This is a genomic window from Pontimicrobium sp. MEBiC06410, from assembly GCF_053601615.1.
Genome location: NZ_JBSHNT010000161.1, coordinates 94,531 through 112,975, shown reverse-complemented (window position 1 = coordinate 112,975; position 18,445 = coordinate 94,531). Strand labels below are relative to the sequence as shown.

Here is an 18,445-nt window from a genome sequence, read left to right as displayed (position 1 = left end):
CTATGAGCAAGATATTTGGCTATACAAGAAAAGGTGGACAGCATTGGTTTACATCTGATGCTTATTCGGACAAAGAAATTGAATCCATTAAAGACCCCGAAGGCGGTAGTGAAATTTCACTGCCAACAGCAATACCAAGCCCATTTGCAAGAATTGACTTAGTGAAAACAGCCTTCAGGAACATTACTAAATCACCCGATTTAAAAGCCTACACAAAAGATGGTGATGTAGTTGCAGGAAAAGACGATGAGAAGTTAGTTTCTGATGCGCTAGACCTTGCCGAATTACTATTCAATATTGATAGCATAAAGGACAATGTCAAAATAATTGTTTGGGATAGAGAAACTGAATTGGCAAAACTTAAAAGTGGATCGGTGGCTCACAGGCACCTTGCTGAAACACTAGAACTCTATTTAGACCAAGATAAGGAATCATACAACTTTGATTTGCTCAACAGACTATACCTGATTCAATACAATCACAAAATAATTGGCTGTACTTCTCCCGCCACCCTATTTTTTGCTACAGCAAATGATTTATCACACGCGCAAATCACTTTCACAAAGAATGATAAAATCTTTGATGACTCCTATGCTCCGCTTTATGAAAGGGATTCTGACTTCCAAAAATACTTTTATCTACTTTTTAAAGCCAATCCAGTTTTATCACAAAGACTAACTGTATTAAATGACTACTTGGATAAGAACCTCAAAATCCTCGATAGAGTCAATAATAGCCTTTATGAAGAAATTAAAAAATTAGATGTTGCTGATTTTATCTCGAACTATTCAGAATTAGATACAGGCCTTTCAGGTGATGTAGTTGAAGTAGTTGGAGTTCCGTTACGAAAGCGAAAAAAAGAAGATGTAGTTAATTCAATCCAATCCAGCGACTTCATCATTCAATCAACAAAATGCAAGGATGAAGTAAAACCCCTAGTGCTTCAAAACAACCTTAATAAACCTTTCAGGTATGTTAATGACCTATGGGACAACTCGATTCGAGTTCCGTATGTTGATAACGAAACTGTTTTAGAGAAGAGAAGATTACCAGGAATTAGCATTCAATACCCCTATCTTACAGTAAGTGATTTTTTAGAGCCTCATCTAATCCGTTTGGTTTATCCCATTAATAAGGAGAAATTTTTTGATGGAAATGTAAACACAGAAGTAGGAAATGACTCCAAAGGGTACATCTTGCCTCTAAAACAGAAATTTTTTGATTATTTCAATTCAGAAGATTTATTGAACGCCTCGCAAAATAATCCTGAAATTAAAATGGTGCAAGGTGCAGCAGGTTCCGTAAAAGTTACCTTACGGATACCAATAGCAAAACAAGGTGAATACATTTCTTTTGAAAGAATTTATTACCAATCGCCCGACAATCAACTTGGAAAACCTGATGAAGAGAAGAATAAAGGAGTTATAGTAGAGCATCAGTTTGGAATCACACTATTTCCTTTCATTAAAACCAATGATCCAAATATAGAAGCTCATTACCGAGTTCAATTGGTCGATCGAGATGTTGCGGGAATAATGAAAAACGCAAACTATGAGCTTAAGTACTATACTAACTCAAAGGAAGATGCGATTGAAGTCAAGGCACGAAAGAGAAGGAGTAGTAAAAAGCCAGATGCAGTAGAATCTGCCACATCGGACTATTACGTATTACATAGTGAATTTGATTTTATTCAAGTAAAAAATATTAATTCAAATGGTGCGTCAGGAATTATTATACCGAAGTGGGAACCATTTCAAAAAGGAAATGAAAAGTTAAGTTTTGCTATCGATTTTGGCACCACTAACACTCATTTAGAATATAAAATTGGTGATGGTGCTCCAAAACCATTTGATATATCAACTGATGATATCCAAATAGCTACTTTATTTCACCCTACAAAAACAACAGAAGACTTTGGTGGCTCGGGGGCGATTGCTATTCGAGAATTGATAGAACACGAGTTTATCCCAAGATTCATTGGAAATAAATCTGATCACAAATTCCCGCACAGAACTGTAATTGCAGAAAGTCACTCTTTAGACATAAATACCCAAACTTTTTCTCTAGCTGATTTCAACATCCCATTTATATATGAGCAAAAACCAGAAAAGGATAAGATTCAACCAAATCTTAAGTGGGCTAAAAAGGAAAAGGGAAACGAAAAACGTGTAAGAGCATTCTTTGAAAACCTAATAATGCTTATGAGAAATAAAGTTCTAAATAAGAATGGTGATTTATCTAAAACTCATTTGACTTGGTTCTATCCATCCAGTATGAAACCAGGAAGAAAAGCAGACTTAGAGAATACTTGGAATGAACTTTTTGTAAAATATTTTAATCCATCAAAACCAGCGATAGGTATTACTGAGTCCTTAGCCCCTTTCTTCTACTTTAAAAATAAAAAGAAAGAAATAGGTGCTTACAAACCAGCAATAGCAATTGATATAGGAGGTGGTACAACAGATATCGTGGTGTTTAAACAAAATAAACCTCTTTTGCTTACCTCTTTTAAATTTGCAGCAAACACGATATTTGGCGATGGATATAGTGAGTACGGTGCGGCAAACTCAAATGGTATTATCAATAAATATTATTCGCACTTTGAAAATTTACTTGCCACCAATCGATTTTATGATTTATCTAAAGTGCTTTCTTCCATAAAAGAAAAAAACAAAGCAGAGGACTTAAATGCTTTTTTCTTCTCGATAGAAAACAATCCCAAGATAAAAGATAATAAGCTTTTCTCGTACAATTCATTGCTATCAAAAGATGATGATTTTAAGATAGTCTTTATTTATTTCTATGCTGCAATCATATTTCATATTGCGTCCTTAATGAAAAAAAGCGATGTCGAACTGCCCAAACATATAATCTTTAGTGGAACAGGATCTAAAATATTAAATATTATAACTAGCAATCAAACGATACTTTCTGACTTTTCGAAAATGATTTTTGAAGAAGTTTACAAAGGTGAAAAGTTTAATTTAGAAGGTTTGTCAGTCGAAACCGAGAATGAAATTCCTAAAGAAGTTACTTGTAAGGGTGGATTAATGATGAACCCGGAGGACGAGCAGTTGGATGTTAGGAATATTAAAACAACACTCACTTGTCTTGAAAATCAAGGTGTTGATAGTCTAACTTATACTGATTTGAATGATGAAAGAAAAGCTGCTATTATTTCTTATGTAGAAGTATTCAATGAGTTCTTCTTAAATCTGAATAAACAATTTTGTTTCAGCGATTACTTCAACGTTTCCGAAAAATCATTGATAGTATTCAAGGAAGAAGTCAACAAACATCTAAGAGATTATCTAGAGGAAGGATTAGAATTTAACAAAAAACTAGATAGCATTGGTTTGGATGATAAGGAGTTAGAAGAATCCTTATTCTTCTATCCACTTATTGGTGCAATTAGCAACCTTTCCACTCATCTCTCTCAGTTAACACCAATAAACAGCTGAAAATGAAAAAAAACATTCTATTGTTAGTTTTAGCAGTAATGCTATTTGAGCCTTCCTTTAGTCAGGTTACTAAAGAATCCTATAAGAAAGCAGTTGATATACTTAATTATCAATCTGTATATTATTCATTATCTGTTTTAAGCCCAACAAGTGGAGTTACTGCCAAGTTCAAGTCTAATTGTAAATGTGTAAACGACCCTGTTTTTGAAAAAATCAAATCTTCAATTCCAGAAACAGAGCTAAAAACAATCGAAATCTCCAATGAAATTCAGGAATTAAAAAGTCAAGATATTTCGGCATTTGGACAGTCCCGTGCTTTGGATTTTCTTTTGAATGGCTCATTTAATGAGTCTAAGATTTTGAAAGACTTTAAGAATCAACTAGAACAAAAAGGAAAACTTTCTGACTATAAAACTAATTTAACACGGCAGTTAGAAGGTGTTTTGCAAGAAAACATTCAAGCGAACACTTCTAGTCAAAACGAAGCAGAAAGTCTGCTTTCAACTCTTGAAAGCAGAATTCAAATAATTGAACAAAATCAAAATGTCAAGAAAGAAAAGTCAGGCATATTTGGTGGGTTTTCAGATTACTTAGTCCTTTTAGCAATCATTTTAGGCATTTTAGGCATTTTAGGCTTGTTTCTAGCTCTTAGAAAAAGAGATAATTACGAAGAATTATTACCTAGGATTTTAGAAAGTAGAAGATTGAAAGATCTCATTCATTCGCAAAATAAATCAACAAGCAGTGGAATGAGACATAATAATTCCACATCTTCAGAAATAAGAGATATGCAGGGAAGAATTAGAGACTTGGAATCACAAATCCATAGACTTAACAACGATATCGAAAAATTAAAGCAGCCGAGTTCAACTTTTCCATCAACTCCTTCTACTTCCGATAAAGAAGTTAGACGTCCTGAACCAAAAACAGAGATACTCTTCTTATCTACACCAAATTCAGACGGAAGCTTCAACGAAAGTTCGGCCTCAAATACTTATAAAGATGGTGCAAGCATTTATAGACTTATGAAAATAAGTAATTCTAATGCTAATTTTCAGATTGATGAAAAGGAAACTTCAATAAAGCTTGCCTTACAATATCCAGACAAAAATATTGACCCTGTTTGTGATGCTGAGAACGCATTTAACCCAAGGGCTAATAGAATTTCAACTATTAAAATGGGTGAAGCCGAATTACAAAATGGAAAATGGATTATTAACTCTAAAGCTGTAATTCGCTATGAAGATTGAATTTATAGAAACAGTTTTAGTTTGCATCATTGTTTCCATTCAGATAGGTGTTTTCGCAAGGACATTTTTTAAAATTCGCCTTTTTAAGAGGATAATTCCAAATATAAATTCACTGTATGTTACTAAAGTTATTGTACCAGTTTCGGAACTAGAAAGCTTATCACCGAAAGAGTTTCTGAAAAAAATAGATAGTTATAAAGAAGTTCAAACAGACTCTAATTCAGACGAAGATTTGAATCAGTATGAAAACTTGGATTTATTTAATAACTCTAGCCCAATCTTTGAAAATATTGAAAAAACCGAAGTAAATATTATTGAGATAGACGGTAAAGCGAACAAGGTCTTTGAAAATATATTGTTCTCAGTGAATAATTATCTCGTAAGAAATAGAGGGGCATCTTCGGATTTCAATCTGATGAAAGATATTGTAGAGCGAAATACTGATGCAGTAGAAGAGGATATAAACTTGTCAGTGGGAACTCCACTCTATTTGGGTTTAATGGGTACGATGATGGGTATTGTAATTGCTCTTTTTAATATGCCGGATCTAGGTGTAGAACTAGGTACTGAACAAACAGGGAAAACCCTTGACGAAGGTATTGCAATGCTTATTGGTGGTGTTAAAATTGCGATGATAGCTAGTTTTGTGGGCTTAATGTTAACTATAATTAATTCAGGTTGGGTTTTTAAAGGATCAAGAAGCTACAGTGAGGCTAGAAAAAATGAGTTTTATACTTTTATTCAAGTAGAACTTCTTCCTATAATAAACCAAGGTTTAGCATCGACCTTGGATTCACTTCAAAGAAATTTATTACAATTCAACAAAGAATTTTCGAGCAACTTGAAAGGCTTGACAGGTGTGTTTGATTCAAACCGAAGTGCAATTAGAGAGCAGAAGGAGTTACTTGATGCAATAGATAAGGCAAAGGTCTCTGAAATGACCAAATACAATGTTGCTGTTCTAAAGCAATTAGACCTTTCAGTAGGAAAGTTTGAGAAGTTTAATGCCTTCCTTTCAAATACAACTCAATTCGTTGAGAATTCGCAACTAATAGTTACAAAGTCAAATGAGCTTCTTACACGAACAGATAATTTCAAAACAATTGCGGAAAATCTTGATAGCAAATTAAATCAGAGCCAACAGCTACTAACGTTTCTCTCTGAGCATTTCAACAAGTTGGAAGAACATAAAGAGTATACCTCAAATACAGTTGCTGATGTTGGACATTCAATTTCCGAAACTTTTAAAGAGCTCAAAGAACACATTCAGAATTCAAGTGAAGCAGTCAAACAGTTCACAATCGATGAAACAGAAGCTTTAAAAAATGCTCTTTCTGAAAGCAAAACAAACTTGGTTAACCTCGAACATTTGTCTACACTCAAAACAGATGTTTCTCAATTTAAAAACAGTTCGGCTACTCAGGGTGAAAGGCTTAAACAAACAATAGAAGATCTAAATCGAAATATGGTGAAGGCAATCGTAATTCTTGAGCAGATTGAGAACAAAAAAGACGTCATATCTTCTGTTAGAAATCTTTTCAAGTCTAAAAAGAATTCAGTATGACAGGAAAGAACTCAGGATTCTTTTGGCCAAGTTTTACAGACTTAATGACCAGTTTGTTTTTCATTATGTTGGTATTGTATGTTTTGACTTATTTGAAGCTTACAAATCAACAGAGAGCGACCGAACAACAGTTAAACAAGATAAAGGAAATTCAAGCTGCCGTTAAGGAACTACCGCAAGATTATTTTCAATATGACTCTGAATACAAAAGATTTTCGCTTGTTCAAAATATTGAATTTGAAAGAGGGCAAGATATTATCAAGCCTAAGTATGAGCAGTATTTAATTGATGTAGGAGTTTCTATAAAAGACTTGATAAGTAATTTGAAAAGCAAATACGCTCAACAAGACATTAAGTATGTAGTCATAATTGAAGGAATGGCTTCTAATGATAATTACTTTGATAATTATCCACTCAGTTATAAACGAGCTTGGGCAGTAATGAAGTTGTGGCAAAGAGAGAATGTGATGCCAGATCAATCCGTATGTGAAGTACAAGTTGCAGGTTCGGGAACAGGTGGCATTGGTAGATTTCCCAATAATGAAGAATTCAAAAACCAAAGGATATTGATACAAATTGTACCAAAAATTGGTGAAATAAAATTAGAATGAAAATCAAACCATTAATATTTACTCTTTGCTCTTTGGTGTTAACAGCTACTTGTACTCAATCGGGCAGGCGCAAACCTATATCAGATAATGAAACACCACAAGTTAATTCTACAAAGCGAACTGACAATATCAAAGGAAAGAATGTAATTAAGATGAAGCAATCAGGTGGTGTTTATTTAATTCCGGCCTTAGTTAACGGATCTAATATGGATTTTATTTTTGATACAGGAGCTTCCGACATTACAATTTCTCAGGTTGAAGCCCTATTCCTTTATAGGCAAGGCACTTTGACAGATGATGATTTCATTGGTGTTCAAAAGTATCAAATCGCTGATGGCAGTATTTCTGAAGGTTCAATAATCAATCTTAAAACAGTACAGATAGGAAACAAGGTGCTGTACAACGTGAAAGCTTCAATTATACATAATACATCTGCACCATTGCTTTTGGGTCAATCAGCTTTAAATCAATTTGGTCAGATTACAATAGATTATAAAAACAGTCAAATTACTTTAGAATGATGAAAAGGCTAATAATTTTTTTTATTGTTGCATCTCTTACAGCCTTTTCGTGTAATTCAAAAAGTGGTAATCGGAAAGCACAATCGGAACAAAGCGAACAAACCGATAAGGAAGGCTTTTTAAAAGTCACCAAAGTAGTGGACGGAGATACATTTTGGGCTGATGACGGTTCCGCAAAAGGAATCAAAATTCGTCTAATCGGAGTTGATGCACCAGAATCTAGAAATGTTTTTAAAAAGAAAAAGGGGTATTATGGCGAAGAGGCCAAGAATTACTTATCAAATATGTTTGACGGGCAAAGTGTACGCCTTGAATTTGATGTTGACAGCTTAGACCAATATGGTAGAACACTTGCATACGTTTATTTGACAGATGGAACATTCGTTAATGCTGACTTAGTGAAAAATGGATATGCAATGGTTATGACCGTTCCTCCGAATGTAAAATACGCGGACGAATTTGTGAAATATCAGCAAGAAGCAAGGGAAAACAATCGAGGACTTTGGAAAATGAATATTGAATAAGTAAAGAATATAAAATGCCAACGCTAAAAGCCATACACATTTGCAATTCGCGCTAGCCGACACACAAGCCAAAAATTGCAAAAGAGTATGTCTTTGCCAACGCTCACAGACATAAAAGAAGAAAGTACGACCGCACAACATTGTATAAGAGCAATAGCGGGTGCAGTGGTAAAATCAAGGTCTGTGCATTCAATAAACTTTTGTGGTGGCGGACAGGTAATCGCCTTGAAATCCGCTACTGCTCTTATACTTGACCGTAATATGAACGGAACGATATTTGAGGTTATTTAAGAAACTAACATTATGAAAAAAATCATACTTCTTTTATTACTGACTTTCGGAGTTAAAACAGCATTTGCAGAATGTTCAATGAGTGCAATGTATTTCTTTCCAGAACCAAAAGAAATTGGCTTGAATTCAAAATTTATAATTCAAGGATATGCGTTTAGTCAAAAAACAATAAAAAGTTTTAAAAACAGAAAAGTTTACCTTGAAAGTGAAAATGGAGAATTAATTGAACTGAATCTTGAAGAATTCTATACTGGACAAATGCAATTAACCCAAGCTATTTTTTGTCCAACATCAGAATTAAAGCCAAATACAAAATACTTTCTTAAATACTCTGACCAAACCGAAAATGAAGGAAGAGAAATGAAGCAATACAACAGACAAAAAAAAGTAAGAGAAAAAGTCTATTGGAAAACGACGGACAAAAAAGAACTCGAAAACCTGAATTCTAACTTGAATGTTGAGTTTGAAAAAACCGAAGTTATCCACTATGGTTGTGGACCATCTGCAAATGCAATTTTTAATGTAAAAAATAAATCGGAATCTGAAATTTGGTATAAGACAGAAGTTGTTGACTTGACCACTAACGATAAAAAAGTCTTTTACATAAAAGAATGGAATGGTAAGCTAAATGTTGGACACGGAATGTGTGCAGGAGCATTTACTTATAAAAATAAAGGAAAATATAAAGTTAGGTTCACACCAATGAATACTGACGGGAAATCATTAAAAACAACTGATTGGACAACCTTTGAGAGTCCGTTTATGAACGATAAAAGTCCATTCGGAAATTAAAAATACTATGGCTAACACCGTATAAAATTAATTGCTGGTTTTAGCCAGTTTACGAAAGTCCTAGCGGACTTTCTATCTGTGTTTTATTTTCTAACTTTAGTGCTTAAAACACGCAACTAATCTTATACAATAGTTAGCTACAATAACCAAAAAAAATGTATAAATAAGATATACCCGATAGCACAGATTTGAATACGGAAATTATACTGACAAAAATATGGTCACGGAATTTCCAAAACTGAATAAATTATTAACGGAATAAAATACAAGCAACTTACCTAACTAAAAAACCTATAATACCCACACTTTAAATAAGCCCCTTCAGGAAACCCAACAGGATGATCGGTATCATGCTCTGTTTTTTTAATAATATCAAACTTACGTTTAGACGCTAATAACGTTTGCGTATTAATATCAAAAAACGTTTGTGCTAATACTCTAGACGAACAGGAGGCCAACACTAACAAACCATTTTTAGCGGTTAATTGTACGCCTAAATTGGCTAATTGCGCATATTTCTTTTTAGCTAAGTCTATTTCCTTCTGTTGTTTTGCAAAACTTGGAGGATCAATCACAACGACATCAAAAGTTTTACCATTTTTAATTAATTGCTTTAATTCGGCAAAAGCATCGCCAGCAATAGTATAGTGTTTTCCTGTATAGTTGTTTAGTTTACCATTTTGTAACGCAATCTCTAAAGCCTGTTTACTAATATCTAAGCTTGTAACTGTTTTAGCACCATTTGCTAAGGCGTGTACCGAAAATCCGCCAGCATAACTAAACACATCTAAAACCGTTTTGCCCTTACTCCACTCTCCTACTTGCCGTCTGTTATCTCTGTGGTCTAAAAAATAGCCCGTTTTATGCCCTTTAATAACGTTTGCCGAAAAGTTAACCCCATGTTCTACAAATTGTACCACTTCGTGTTCTAACGTACCATAAACCACTTCTCCATCTTTTAAATGATGACGCATAGACTGTTGTAAACCACGACTTAAACGCATAACAATAGTTTCACATTCTGAAACCATTTGTAAACTCTTTAAAATAGACTCTAAATACGGTAACCATATTTCAGAATATAGCTTAACCACTAAAACAGTTGCGTATTTATCGGCAATTAAGCCAGGAAAACCATCATTTTCACCAAATAACAATCTGTAGCTATTAGTATTGGTTTCTAAAAGCGATTGGCGTTTAGAAAAGGCGGTTTCAATTTTACTATGAAAAAATTTAGCATTAATTTGAACACTTCTGTTTTCGCTATGCAACATTTTAATACGAATGGGAGATGCTGCATCGTATAAACCCAAACCTATAACTTTGTTTTTATTTTTTCCGAAGATAATAGCCAAATCTCCAGTTTCGGCAGTATCATTAATCTTTGTAATATTATTAGAAAACACCCAAGGATGTCCGCTAAGCACAAACTGCTCACCTTTAGCGTTAAGCTTTACAGCTAAACGATTAGGTTTATAATTGGAAATTATAGCTTTAGAAAAAGTAGACATGATTATAGTGTCAAGGCTTTAAACTGTATTTGAAGCGTTTTTTCTATTGTTTTTACACGCTGTAACTCGTTAGATAATACCAATGCTATAGATTCTCCTGTTTTGCCTCCTCTTGCCGTTCTCCCCGATCTATGCGTATAATATTCTATATGTTCTGGTAATTGGTGGTGTATTACAAAACCTAAATTATTTACATCTATGCCTCTAGCAGAGACATCTGTAGAGATTAAGATTTGTAAACTTGTGTTTTTAAAGGCTCGCATAACTTTATCGCGTTCGCGTTGTTGCATATCGCCTTCTAAAGCATCCACATTAAACCCTTCCTTTTGTAGTGTTTGTTTTAAGGCTTGCACGCCAGCTTTAGTTCTACAAAAAATAATACCACGCTCCTCTTCTCTATCTTCTAATAAGTGCATTAACGTTTGTGGTTTATCTGGAATAGTCGTTTCTACAAAAAAGTGCGAAATATTTTCGTTAACAATACTTGTTCTATTTACTGCTATTCGTGCTGCTTTGTCCGATATGTAACGTTTTACAATAACTTTTAAATCTTCTGGCATAGTTGCCGAAAACAGCCAAGTATTCCTCTTTTTATTAGTTGTTGCTTGTAGAATGGTTGTTAAATCTTGTTTAAAACCCATGCTAAGCATTTCGTCTGCTTCATCTAAAACAACGGTATTTATGTGTTTTAAATTGACGATATTACGCTCTATTAAATCGACTAGACGCCCAGGTGTCGCCACTATAATATGCGTTGTACGTTGTAAGTTTTTTATTTGAATATCTATCTTCTCGCCACCATAAACCCCTTCAACAAAAAGTTTAACATCGTTATACTTTGTAAACTTAAACAATTGCTTTTTTATTTGCTGTACTAACTCGCGTGTTGGTGCAATGATAAGACCTTGTACTTCTTTTATATTTGGGTTTACTTTATGTAATATGGGCAAGCCAAAAGCAGCCGTTTTACCTGTTCCTGTTTGTGCTAAACCAATAAAATCTGTTGCCGATGCCATTAAAATAGGAATGGCTTGTGCTTGAATTTCAGTTGGCACTTTAATTCCTAATTCTTCTAAAGACTTTACGTAGTTTTTGTTTAGTCCTAAATCTCTAAATGTACTCATAGTTTTATGTTGGCTTTTTGCTATTTGCTATTGGCGTTAAGTAGTCTTATTTCAACTTAAATTTCAATTTTATAAGAAAAGTATCATTTTTTTAAAAGTCTTCTACTACGCTCAGACTGACATTAGAGTGAACATTCGTAATTCGTAATTAAAACTACTAATCCTCTGGTGGATACCCGTGAATTTGTTCGAAAACTTCATCGAAATTTAAGCGTAAATACGCGTTTAATTTCTTTTTATAGTCGTCTTTTAACCATTCTACAAAGTTAAATGTGCTTTTACTAATACACTTTGTATAACGTTGTATGCGGTAATCTATATCGTCTTTTAATAATTTAGCTAAGGCTAAAGCATCCCATAAATCCTCGCTATTTTCTATACAAATTTTTGCATGGTGTTGTATAGAGCGTTCTAAAATAACTTTAGACGATTCTCCATTTCTAACAGATTCTATGTACATTTTCTTGATATCGAAATACACGTCTTCACTTTTAGCGAACTCCTTACGTAAATCTTCAGGCATTTCGTACCTAAAGTTACTCTCTAAATCTTCGTCACTTAAAATTCCATCTAAATAGAAATTAGGAGATCTAAATATTTTATGCCAATCTAAATCGCTTCCCCAAGGTCCAAAACGGTGTAGGTTGTTACCTAAATCTATTACCGAGAATTTAGATTTATTCTTTAAAATACGCGATCCACGACCTATCATCTGGTAATATAAGGTTAGCGATTTTGTCGCTCTGTTTAAAACAATTGCATCTACCGTTGGTTCATCGAAACCAGTAGTTAAGATACTTACCGATGTTAAAATAGCATCTGGCGTTTCTTTAAACCATTTTAATATGGCTTTACGCTCTTTTTTAGAGTTATTATTATCTAAATGAGCAATTGGGTATCCTGCTCTTCTAAAGGTATCGTATACATGCAGAGAGGTATTAATACCGTTATTAAATATTAGTGTTTTTTTACCTTTACAACGCTCTTCGTAAGCTTGAATAAGCTTTGTTAACATGTCTGTGTTGGTATATAAATCCTCAGAAGATTTTACAGTATAATCCCCATTAGCACCTACTATTAATGAGGTTAACCCTACATTATAAGAGTATATTTCGGCACGTGCTAAAAATTCATTTTCTATAAGCGATTGTATCGTTTCACCTACAATTAACTCATTGTAGTTGTCTTTCATTGGTAAGTTTATATTACTACTTAAAGGCGTAGCAGTTACTCCTAAAATGAAAGATTTTTCGAAAAACTTAAATAACTTAGTAAACGAGTTATAGTGTGCCTCATCGATAATAACTAATCCTATGTCTGAAATATCTAACTTATCATCATTTAAACGGTTGTTTAAGGTTTCAACCATGGCAACAAAACAGTTATAATCATGCTGATCGGATAAATCGGCCTTACTGTCTACAATTTTGTTTGTTACACCAAACTCTGTTAGCATATTAGAGGTTTGCCTACACAACTCAATACGGTGTGTCATGACTAAAACCTGCTTTTTATGTATTTTTAAATATTGCCTAACGATTTCAGAAAAAATGACCGTTTTACCTCCTCCAGTAGGTAATTGATATAAAAGGTGATAGTCTTTTGGTGCATCTTCAAAACACTTAAAAATCTTGTTAATAGCACCTTTTTGATAACTATATAAACTTTTTCCTTCTTTACGTTCTTCTAATTCTAAAGCTGTAACTGACATTAATAGTTTTTAAATTTTAACGATGCGCAAAAATACAACGATTAAACAGGTTTCAAAGAATAAATGGTCGTTTTTTTTATAGAATCTATCTATTGTTTATTTTTATACTCGATTATGACAGATAAAACAGAAGACCTTCAACCACAGTTTAGTGGTTTTTTTAACACACCACATCTATTTTTAAATTCTATTAATGGTATTTACCCTTTTATAGATACATTAAATTACACTCCTGTTTTTGGTAATTCTATTTTAAAAAACATACGCCTTGGTCAGCGTGTAGAACGGTTTGTATCTAAAGAGTTACAAGAACACGATAGCATTACTATTTTAGCAGAAAATCCTCAAATAAAAAATGGTAAAGTAACTATTGGCGAGTTAGATTGTTTATTTATGCAAAATAAACAACCTATACATTTAGAAATACAGTTTAAATACTATTTATTCGACCCTAATTTAGGCACAACCGAAATAGACCATTGTATTGGCCCCATGCGTAAAGATAGTTTAAATGAAAAATTAAATAAACTTAAAACAAAGCAGCTACCTCTACTCTATGCCCCAGAAACAAAACCTGTATTAGAAAAATTAAATCTTAAGGCTAATGATTTTGTTCAGCAAATTTACTTTAAAGCCCAAATTTTCATGCCTTTTGAAAAAAGCTATGTTTTAAAGACATTAAATCCAAAGTGTGTTTATGGCTTTTATTTTAAATATAAAACACTTCCTTTTTTTAAAGATTATAAATTTTATATCCCTAAAAAAACAGATTGGCTTCTAGATGTTACACCAAACGTAGATTGGCAAACCTATGATGCCGTTTTGCCTAAATTAAAAGTCTATGAAAACGAAGGGTATTCCCCAATGTTATGGTTAAAACACCCCAAAGGGCATTTAGATAAATGTTTTGTTGTGGCATGGTAATGGTTACAACTAATAATGTAGCACTTTACTCATTTATAATTTTTAGATATCTATGATTAAAAACATAAAACACTTTATATCAATTCTTATTTTAATATTAAGTATTGCTAGCAGTTTTGCGCAAGAAACAGTTGTTAAATTAAAAGATATAGCTTTAATAGCTTATGATACAGACTTAAACTATAGTTTGTATCAAAAAATTAGTGCAAATAGGTTTAAAAGAATAGCTATAGATTTTGATATAAACTATAAAACAAAAATAATAACCCATAAAATAGCTAAAGATGAAGACGATCATGAAACTTTAGAGGCTATTTTAAGTGATTACGACAGTATTACTTATATAAAAGATTTAAGAGCTATAACAGTTAATGATTTGTATAATACAAACTGGTCTTTCCCTAATCCAAAAAAAGATAACACTGCAGCAAGCGTTTTAAATATAGAATCTTTTAAAAACGGTGTTAGTAATTTTCAAGAGTTATATTATGGAGAAAGCCAACCCAACCAAGGCTTTGGTATTCATGTAAAACAAGCGAAACAAAAGCAATGGCATGTTAATAACTCCAAATGGTTTTACACCTTTATTTTAGACTTAGGAAACAATAAACATATTGCTTTTTTAGGTGACGCAAAATACATATATCACATTTTGTTACCATTAAAGAATAGTAATCTCATTGTTGCAGACGATTATGGCATAATACCTATTAAAAATACTAACCATAAAGACGTTAATGTTAAATATTCTGAAGCTTTTAATAGATTTTACCCTGATGAGTTTTATAAACTAAAACAAGTAGACAATAAAAAATACCAACTGATTAATCAATTTGAAAAACGTGTATTAAATAAAGTAGCAGATACTATTATATACAATCGTTTTTTTATTGAAATGATAAATAATAAAAATAGTACTATTTACAACCATAAATTAGAGCCATTGCCATTACAGACTATAAGAAAAGCTTATCTTCAACCGACAGGTTTAGAGGTTTTAACAAATGCAGGTGTTAGTTATTATGATTTTAATTTTAATAAAATGAAAACTCTGCCTAGTTATGTTTATAGTGTTTGTGGCACAGTACACTCTATTTCTCATAAAATAAACACTACAAAAAGCAAGACATCTCCCTATAGTATTACCATAACAAGTGGCGGTCTAGCTGCTCCTTTTGATACTATAGAAGAATTAACTTTAAATACTTCTAAAGGGTATACCGTAAGTTTTTTAGATGATTCGGATTACACCTATACAGACGATAATAATCTTGAAGCTAGAAACATAAGTAGTTACCTAAAAGTTAAAAAAAATAAAAAGTATGGTATCTATACTTATAGCTATGAAAAAGAAGAAAGCAACTTTATATCTGACGAAATATTAGAAACAAGAAAAGATGTCCACTTACCGACTAAACCAGCAAAAGTTAAAGAATTGCTTCCTATACGTTTTGATGCAATAGAATATAATAATCAAGATGGACAGATTTTATTTTACAAGAACAATAAAGTTGGAATTTTCCCAAGAGATAAAACAGTCGTTTACGACGAACTAAAAAAAGAATCACAATCCTTTTACTCCTTTACAAAAAATGGCAAAAAGGGATGGTTAGATATTAAAACATATACAGAATATTATTTGGATTAAATTAAAGTAAGTTAATATTATGGATAACCATGTATTTCTTCCGTAATTTGCAATAACGTCAATCTAAATATGCAAAACAGTACGCTTCAAACTCAATTAATCCCTACTTTAAAAACAAACTTTGGTTACGATAGTTTTCGTGGGCAACAACAGGATATTATAGAGAATGTTCTTAATAAAAAAGACACTTTAGTAATTATGCCTACTGGTGGTGGTAAATCTATCTGTTTTCAATTACCAGCCATTATACTAGAACAATTAACGCTAGTTATTTCCCCACTTATTGCTTTAATGAAAGACCAAGTAGATGGTTTAAATGCTAATGGTATCTCGGCGGCTTTTTTTAATAGTAGCCAACACCCAGAAGAACAGCAAGAAATTATAGATAGGGTTATAAATAAAAGCTTAAAACTATTATATGTCGCCCCCGAAAGCTTAGGTGGTTTAGAAAACTTACTCAACGAACAGTACATTAGCTGTGTAGCTATAGACGAAGCCCATTGCATCTCGTCTTGGGGGCACGATTTTAGACCATCGTACCAACAATTAGGTTTTTTAAAACGTCAATTACCCAATACCCCAATAATAGCACTAACAGCTACAGCAGACAAAGCAACGCGACAAGATATTGTAGACCAATTACAAATTCCAAATGCAAATCAGTTTATTTCGTCTTTCGATCGTAAAAATATAGAGCTAGAAGTCCGCCCTGCCGATGGTAGAGCTAACCAAATTGTACGTTTTATAAAGCAAAGACCAAACGAAGCTGGTATAGTGTATTGCTTAAGTAGAAAGAATACTGAGCAAATAGCTAAAAAATTAAACCAAAACGGTATTAATACAGATGCCTATCATGCTGGCTTAAGTTTTGAAGACCGTTCTAGAATACAAGAAGATTTTATTTTCGATAAAACACAGGTCGTTTGTGCTACCGTTGCCTTTGGTATGGGTATAGATAAATCTAACGTGCGTTGGGTAATACACCATAATATGCCTAAAAACATAGAAGGTTATTATCAAGAAATTGGCCGTGGCGGAAGAGATGGCTTAAAAGCGCATGCTTTACTGTTTCATAGTTATGCCGATGTAATACAATTGCGAAAATTTGCTTCAGGAGCTTCTAACGAAGAGGTGCAAATAGCAAAACTAGACCGTATGAAACAGTTTAGTGAAGCAACGACTTGTAGACGCAAAATTCTATTAAGTTACTTTGGGGAATTATTAAGCGAAAACTGTGGTAATTGCGATGTATGTAAAAACCCTCCAAAGTTCTTTGATGGTACTATTATTGCGCAAAAAGCATTATCAACTATAACGCGAGTTAAACAACAAGAAGCCACAGGGACCATTATAGATATATTGCGAGGTGCTAGAAATGCTAATGTTTTAGAAAAAGGCTATGATGCAATAAAAACCTTTGGTATTGGTAATGATATTTCTTGGAAAGACTGGCAACATTATATTATACAATTAATAAATCAAGGGGTTTGTGAAATCGCTTTTCATAAAAATAATGCGCTTCAACTTACAGACTTTTCAAACAAAGTGCTCTTTAAGGGCTTAAAAGTGCATCTTACTTACCCTATTGAAACTAAAGAGCAAGAAAAAGCGATAGCAAAACCCAAAACAAAACGTACACCAACCAATAGTTTATTTGAGCGTTTACGACAATTGCGCTACCGCATTTCTCTAGAAGAAAACCTTCCCGCATACCTTATATTCAACGATGCTACACTAAAAGAAATGGAACGTGTTCGCCCTATGAGCGAAAGTGAGTTTTTAACCATTTCTGGAGTTGGGCAAAGAAAAATGGAAGTCTATGGCGATGAGTTTATTGCAGAAATATTAGATTTTATGGGCTCTAAAATAAAGAAACCAAAAAAAACTGATACACATATCCTTACATATAACTTATATAAAAAAGGATTTTCTATTGAAGAAATCTCTATTCAAAGACAATTAAAAACACCTACTATCTACTCGCACATAGCCAAATTGTATTTAGATGGTAAAGACATTAATATTTTCGATTTTATTTCAAAAAGCGATGTAGAAGCTGTACATATGGCAAAAATAGAGTTGAATAATTCTAAAACTTTAAAAGATTATTTCGACTATTTTAATGAGCAGATGGACTATTTTAAAATCCGTTTAGCTTTAAGTGTTATTGAAAAAGAAAACATGTAACAATGGATATTATAGACTTTATTATAGGAGCTTTATTAGCTAATGCTATGCCACATTTTGTAATTGGGATTACTAAAACCAAGTTTTTAGGACTGTTTGGCTACTCGCCTAGAGGCAACATTATGTATGCAGTTCTTCAGTTTATTATATGCTTAATTTTAATAGCCGTAAAGTATAGTTTTACAGAAATTATAACTAACGGCTTTTTTATGGGACCATTAACTGTTATGAGCTTATATTTTATTTTCGGAAAATGGATTTTAGCCTTTTATAACAGAAAATCAATCAAATAATGGTTTTATTTAGTACCAACATTTTATAAATAC

General features: G+C 32.8%; 14 protein-coding genes. 11 read left to right on the top strand and 3 right to left on the bottom strand.

The window, feature by feature from the left end; translation table 11 throughout:
* Positions 1–2 precede the first annotated feature (2 nt).
* From ACVC08_RS15020 to ACVC08_RS14990, 7 genes are all read left to right on the top strand, one after another.
* Complete coding sequence (locus tag ACVC08_RS15020) at positions 3–3,461, top strand: hypothetical protein (RefSeq protein ID WP_452602638.1); 3,459 nt, start codon at positions 3–5, stop codon at positions 3,459–3,461.
* Positions 3,462–3,463: 2 nt separating this feature from the next.
* Complete coding sequence (locus ACVC08_RS15015) at positions 3,464–4,711, top strand: hypothetical protein (RefSeq protein WP_452602637.1); 1,248 nt, start codon at positions 3,464–3,466, stop codon at positions 4,709–4,711.
* Positions 4,701–6,275, top strand: a complete 1,575-nt coding sequence (locus tag ACVC08_RS15010) for a hypothetical protein (RefSeq protein ID WP_452602636.1) — start codon at positions 4,701–4,703, stop codon at positions 6,273–6,275. The genes ACVC08_RS15015 and ACVC08_RS15010 overlap by 11 nt, the downstream gene beginning before the upstream one ends.
* Positions 6,272–6,886: a hypothetical protein gene (locus ACVC08_RS15005; RefSeq protein ID WP_452602635.1), complete on the top strand. Its 615-nt coding sequence runs from the start codon at positions 6,272–6,274 to the stop codon at positions 6,884–6,886. The genes ACVC08_RS15010 and ACVC08_RS15005 overlap by 4 nt, the downstream gene beginning before the upstream one ends.
* The gene (locus ACVC08_RS15000) at positions 6,883–7,407 is read left to right on the top strand and encodes a retropepsin-like aspartic protease family protein (protein ID WP_452602634.1); all 525 of its coding nucleotides are present in this window, start codon (positions 6,883–6,885) and stop codon (positions 7,405–7,407) included. Before ACVC08_RS15005 ends, ACVC08_RS15000 begins: the two co-directional genes overlap by 4 nt.
* Positions 7,404–7,931, top strand: a complete 528-nt coding sequence (locus ACVC08_RS14995; protein ID WP_452602633.1) for a thermonuclease family protein — start codon at positions 7,404–7,406, stop codon at positions 7,929–7,931. The genes ACVC08_RS15000 and ACVC08_RS14995 overlap by 4 nt, the downstream gene beginning before the upstream one ends.
* 303 nt (positions 7,932–8,234) lie before the next feature.
* Entirely contained in the window at positions 8,235–9,014 is a 780-nt protein-coding gene (locus tag ACVC08_RS14990) for a hypothetical protein (RefSeq protein ID WP_452602632.1), read from the top strand.
* A gap of 278 nt (positions 9,015–9,292) precedes the next feature.
* On the opposite strand, the gene ACVC08_RS14985 is transcribed toward ACVC08_RS14990, so the two are convergent.
* From ACVC08_RS14985 to ACVC08_RS14975, 3 genes are all read right to left on the bottom strand, one after another.
* Positions 9,293–10,525: a class I SAM-dependent rRNA methyltransferase gene (locus ACVC08_RS14985; protein WP_452602631.1), complete on the bottom strand. Its 1,233-nt coding sequence runs from the start codon at positions 10,523–10,525 to the stop codon at positions 9,293–9,295.
* A 2-nt stretch (positions 10,526–10,527) separates the two neighbouring features.
* Positions 10,528–11,649, bottom strand: a complete 1,122-nt coding sequence (locus ACVC08_RS14980; RefSeq protein ID WP_452602630.1) for a DEAD/DEAH box helicase — start codon at positions 11,647–11,649, stop codon at positions 10,528–10,530.
* Positions 11,650–11,806: 157 nt separating this feature from the next.
* Positions 11,807–13,360 carry a DEAD/DEAH box helicase gene (locus ACVC08_RS14975; protein ID WP_452602629.1) on the bottom strand — a complete coding sequence of 518 codons (1,554 nt, stop codon included), beginning with the start codon at positions 13,358–13,360 and terminating at the stop codon, positions 11,807–11,809.
* A 114-nt stretch (positions 13,361–13,474) separates the two neighbouring features.
* Here ACVC08_RS14975 and ACVC08_RS14970 point away from each other — a divergent pair, with 114 nt between their 5' ends.
* From ACVC08_RS14970 to ACVC08_RS14955, 4 genes are all read left to right on the top strand, one after another.
* Positions 13,475–14,284, top strand: coding sequence for a DUF1853 family protein (locus tag ACVC08_RS14970; protein ID WP_452602628.1), 810 nt, complete (start codon positions 13,475–13,477; stop codon positions 14,282–14,284).
* Positions 14,285–14,336: 52 nt separating this feature from the next.
* On the top strand, positions 14,337–15,932 hold the full coding sequence (locus ACVC08_RS14965) for a hypothetical protein (protein WP_452602627.1): 1,596 nt from the start codon (positions 14,337–14,339) through the stop codon (positions 15,930–15,932).
* Between the two features lie 69 nt (positions 15,933–16,001).
* Positions 16,002–18,119, top strand: coding sequence for a DNA helicase RecQ (gene recQ, locus ACVC08_RS14960; RefSeq protein WP_452602626.1), 2,118 nt, complete (start codon positions 16,002–16,004; stop codon positions 18,117–18,119).
* Positions 18,120–18,121: 2 nt separating this feature from the next.
* Positions 18,122–18,412 carry a hypothetical protein gene (locus ACVC08_RS14955; RefSeq protein ID WP_452602625.1) on the top strand — a complete coding sequence of 97 codons (291 nt, stop codon included), beginning with the start codon at positions 18,122–18,124 and terminating at the stop codon, positions 18,410–18,412.
* Positions 18,413–18,445: the final 33 nt, after the last annotated feature.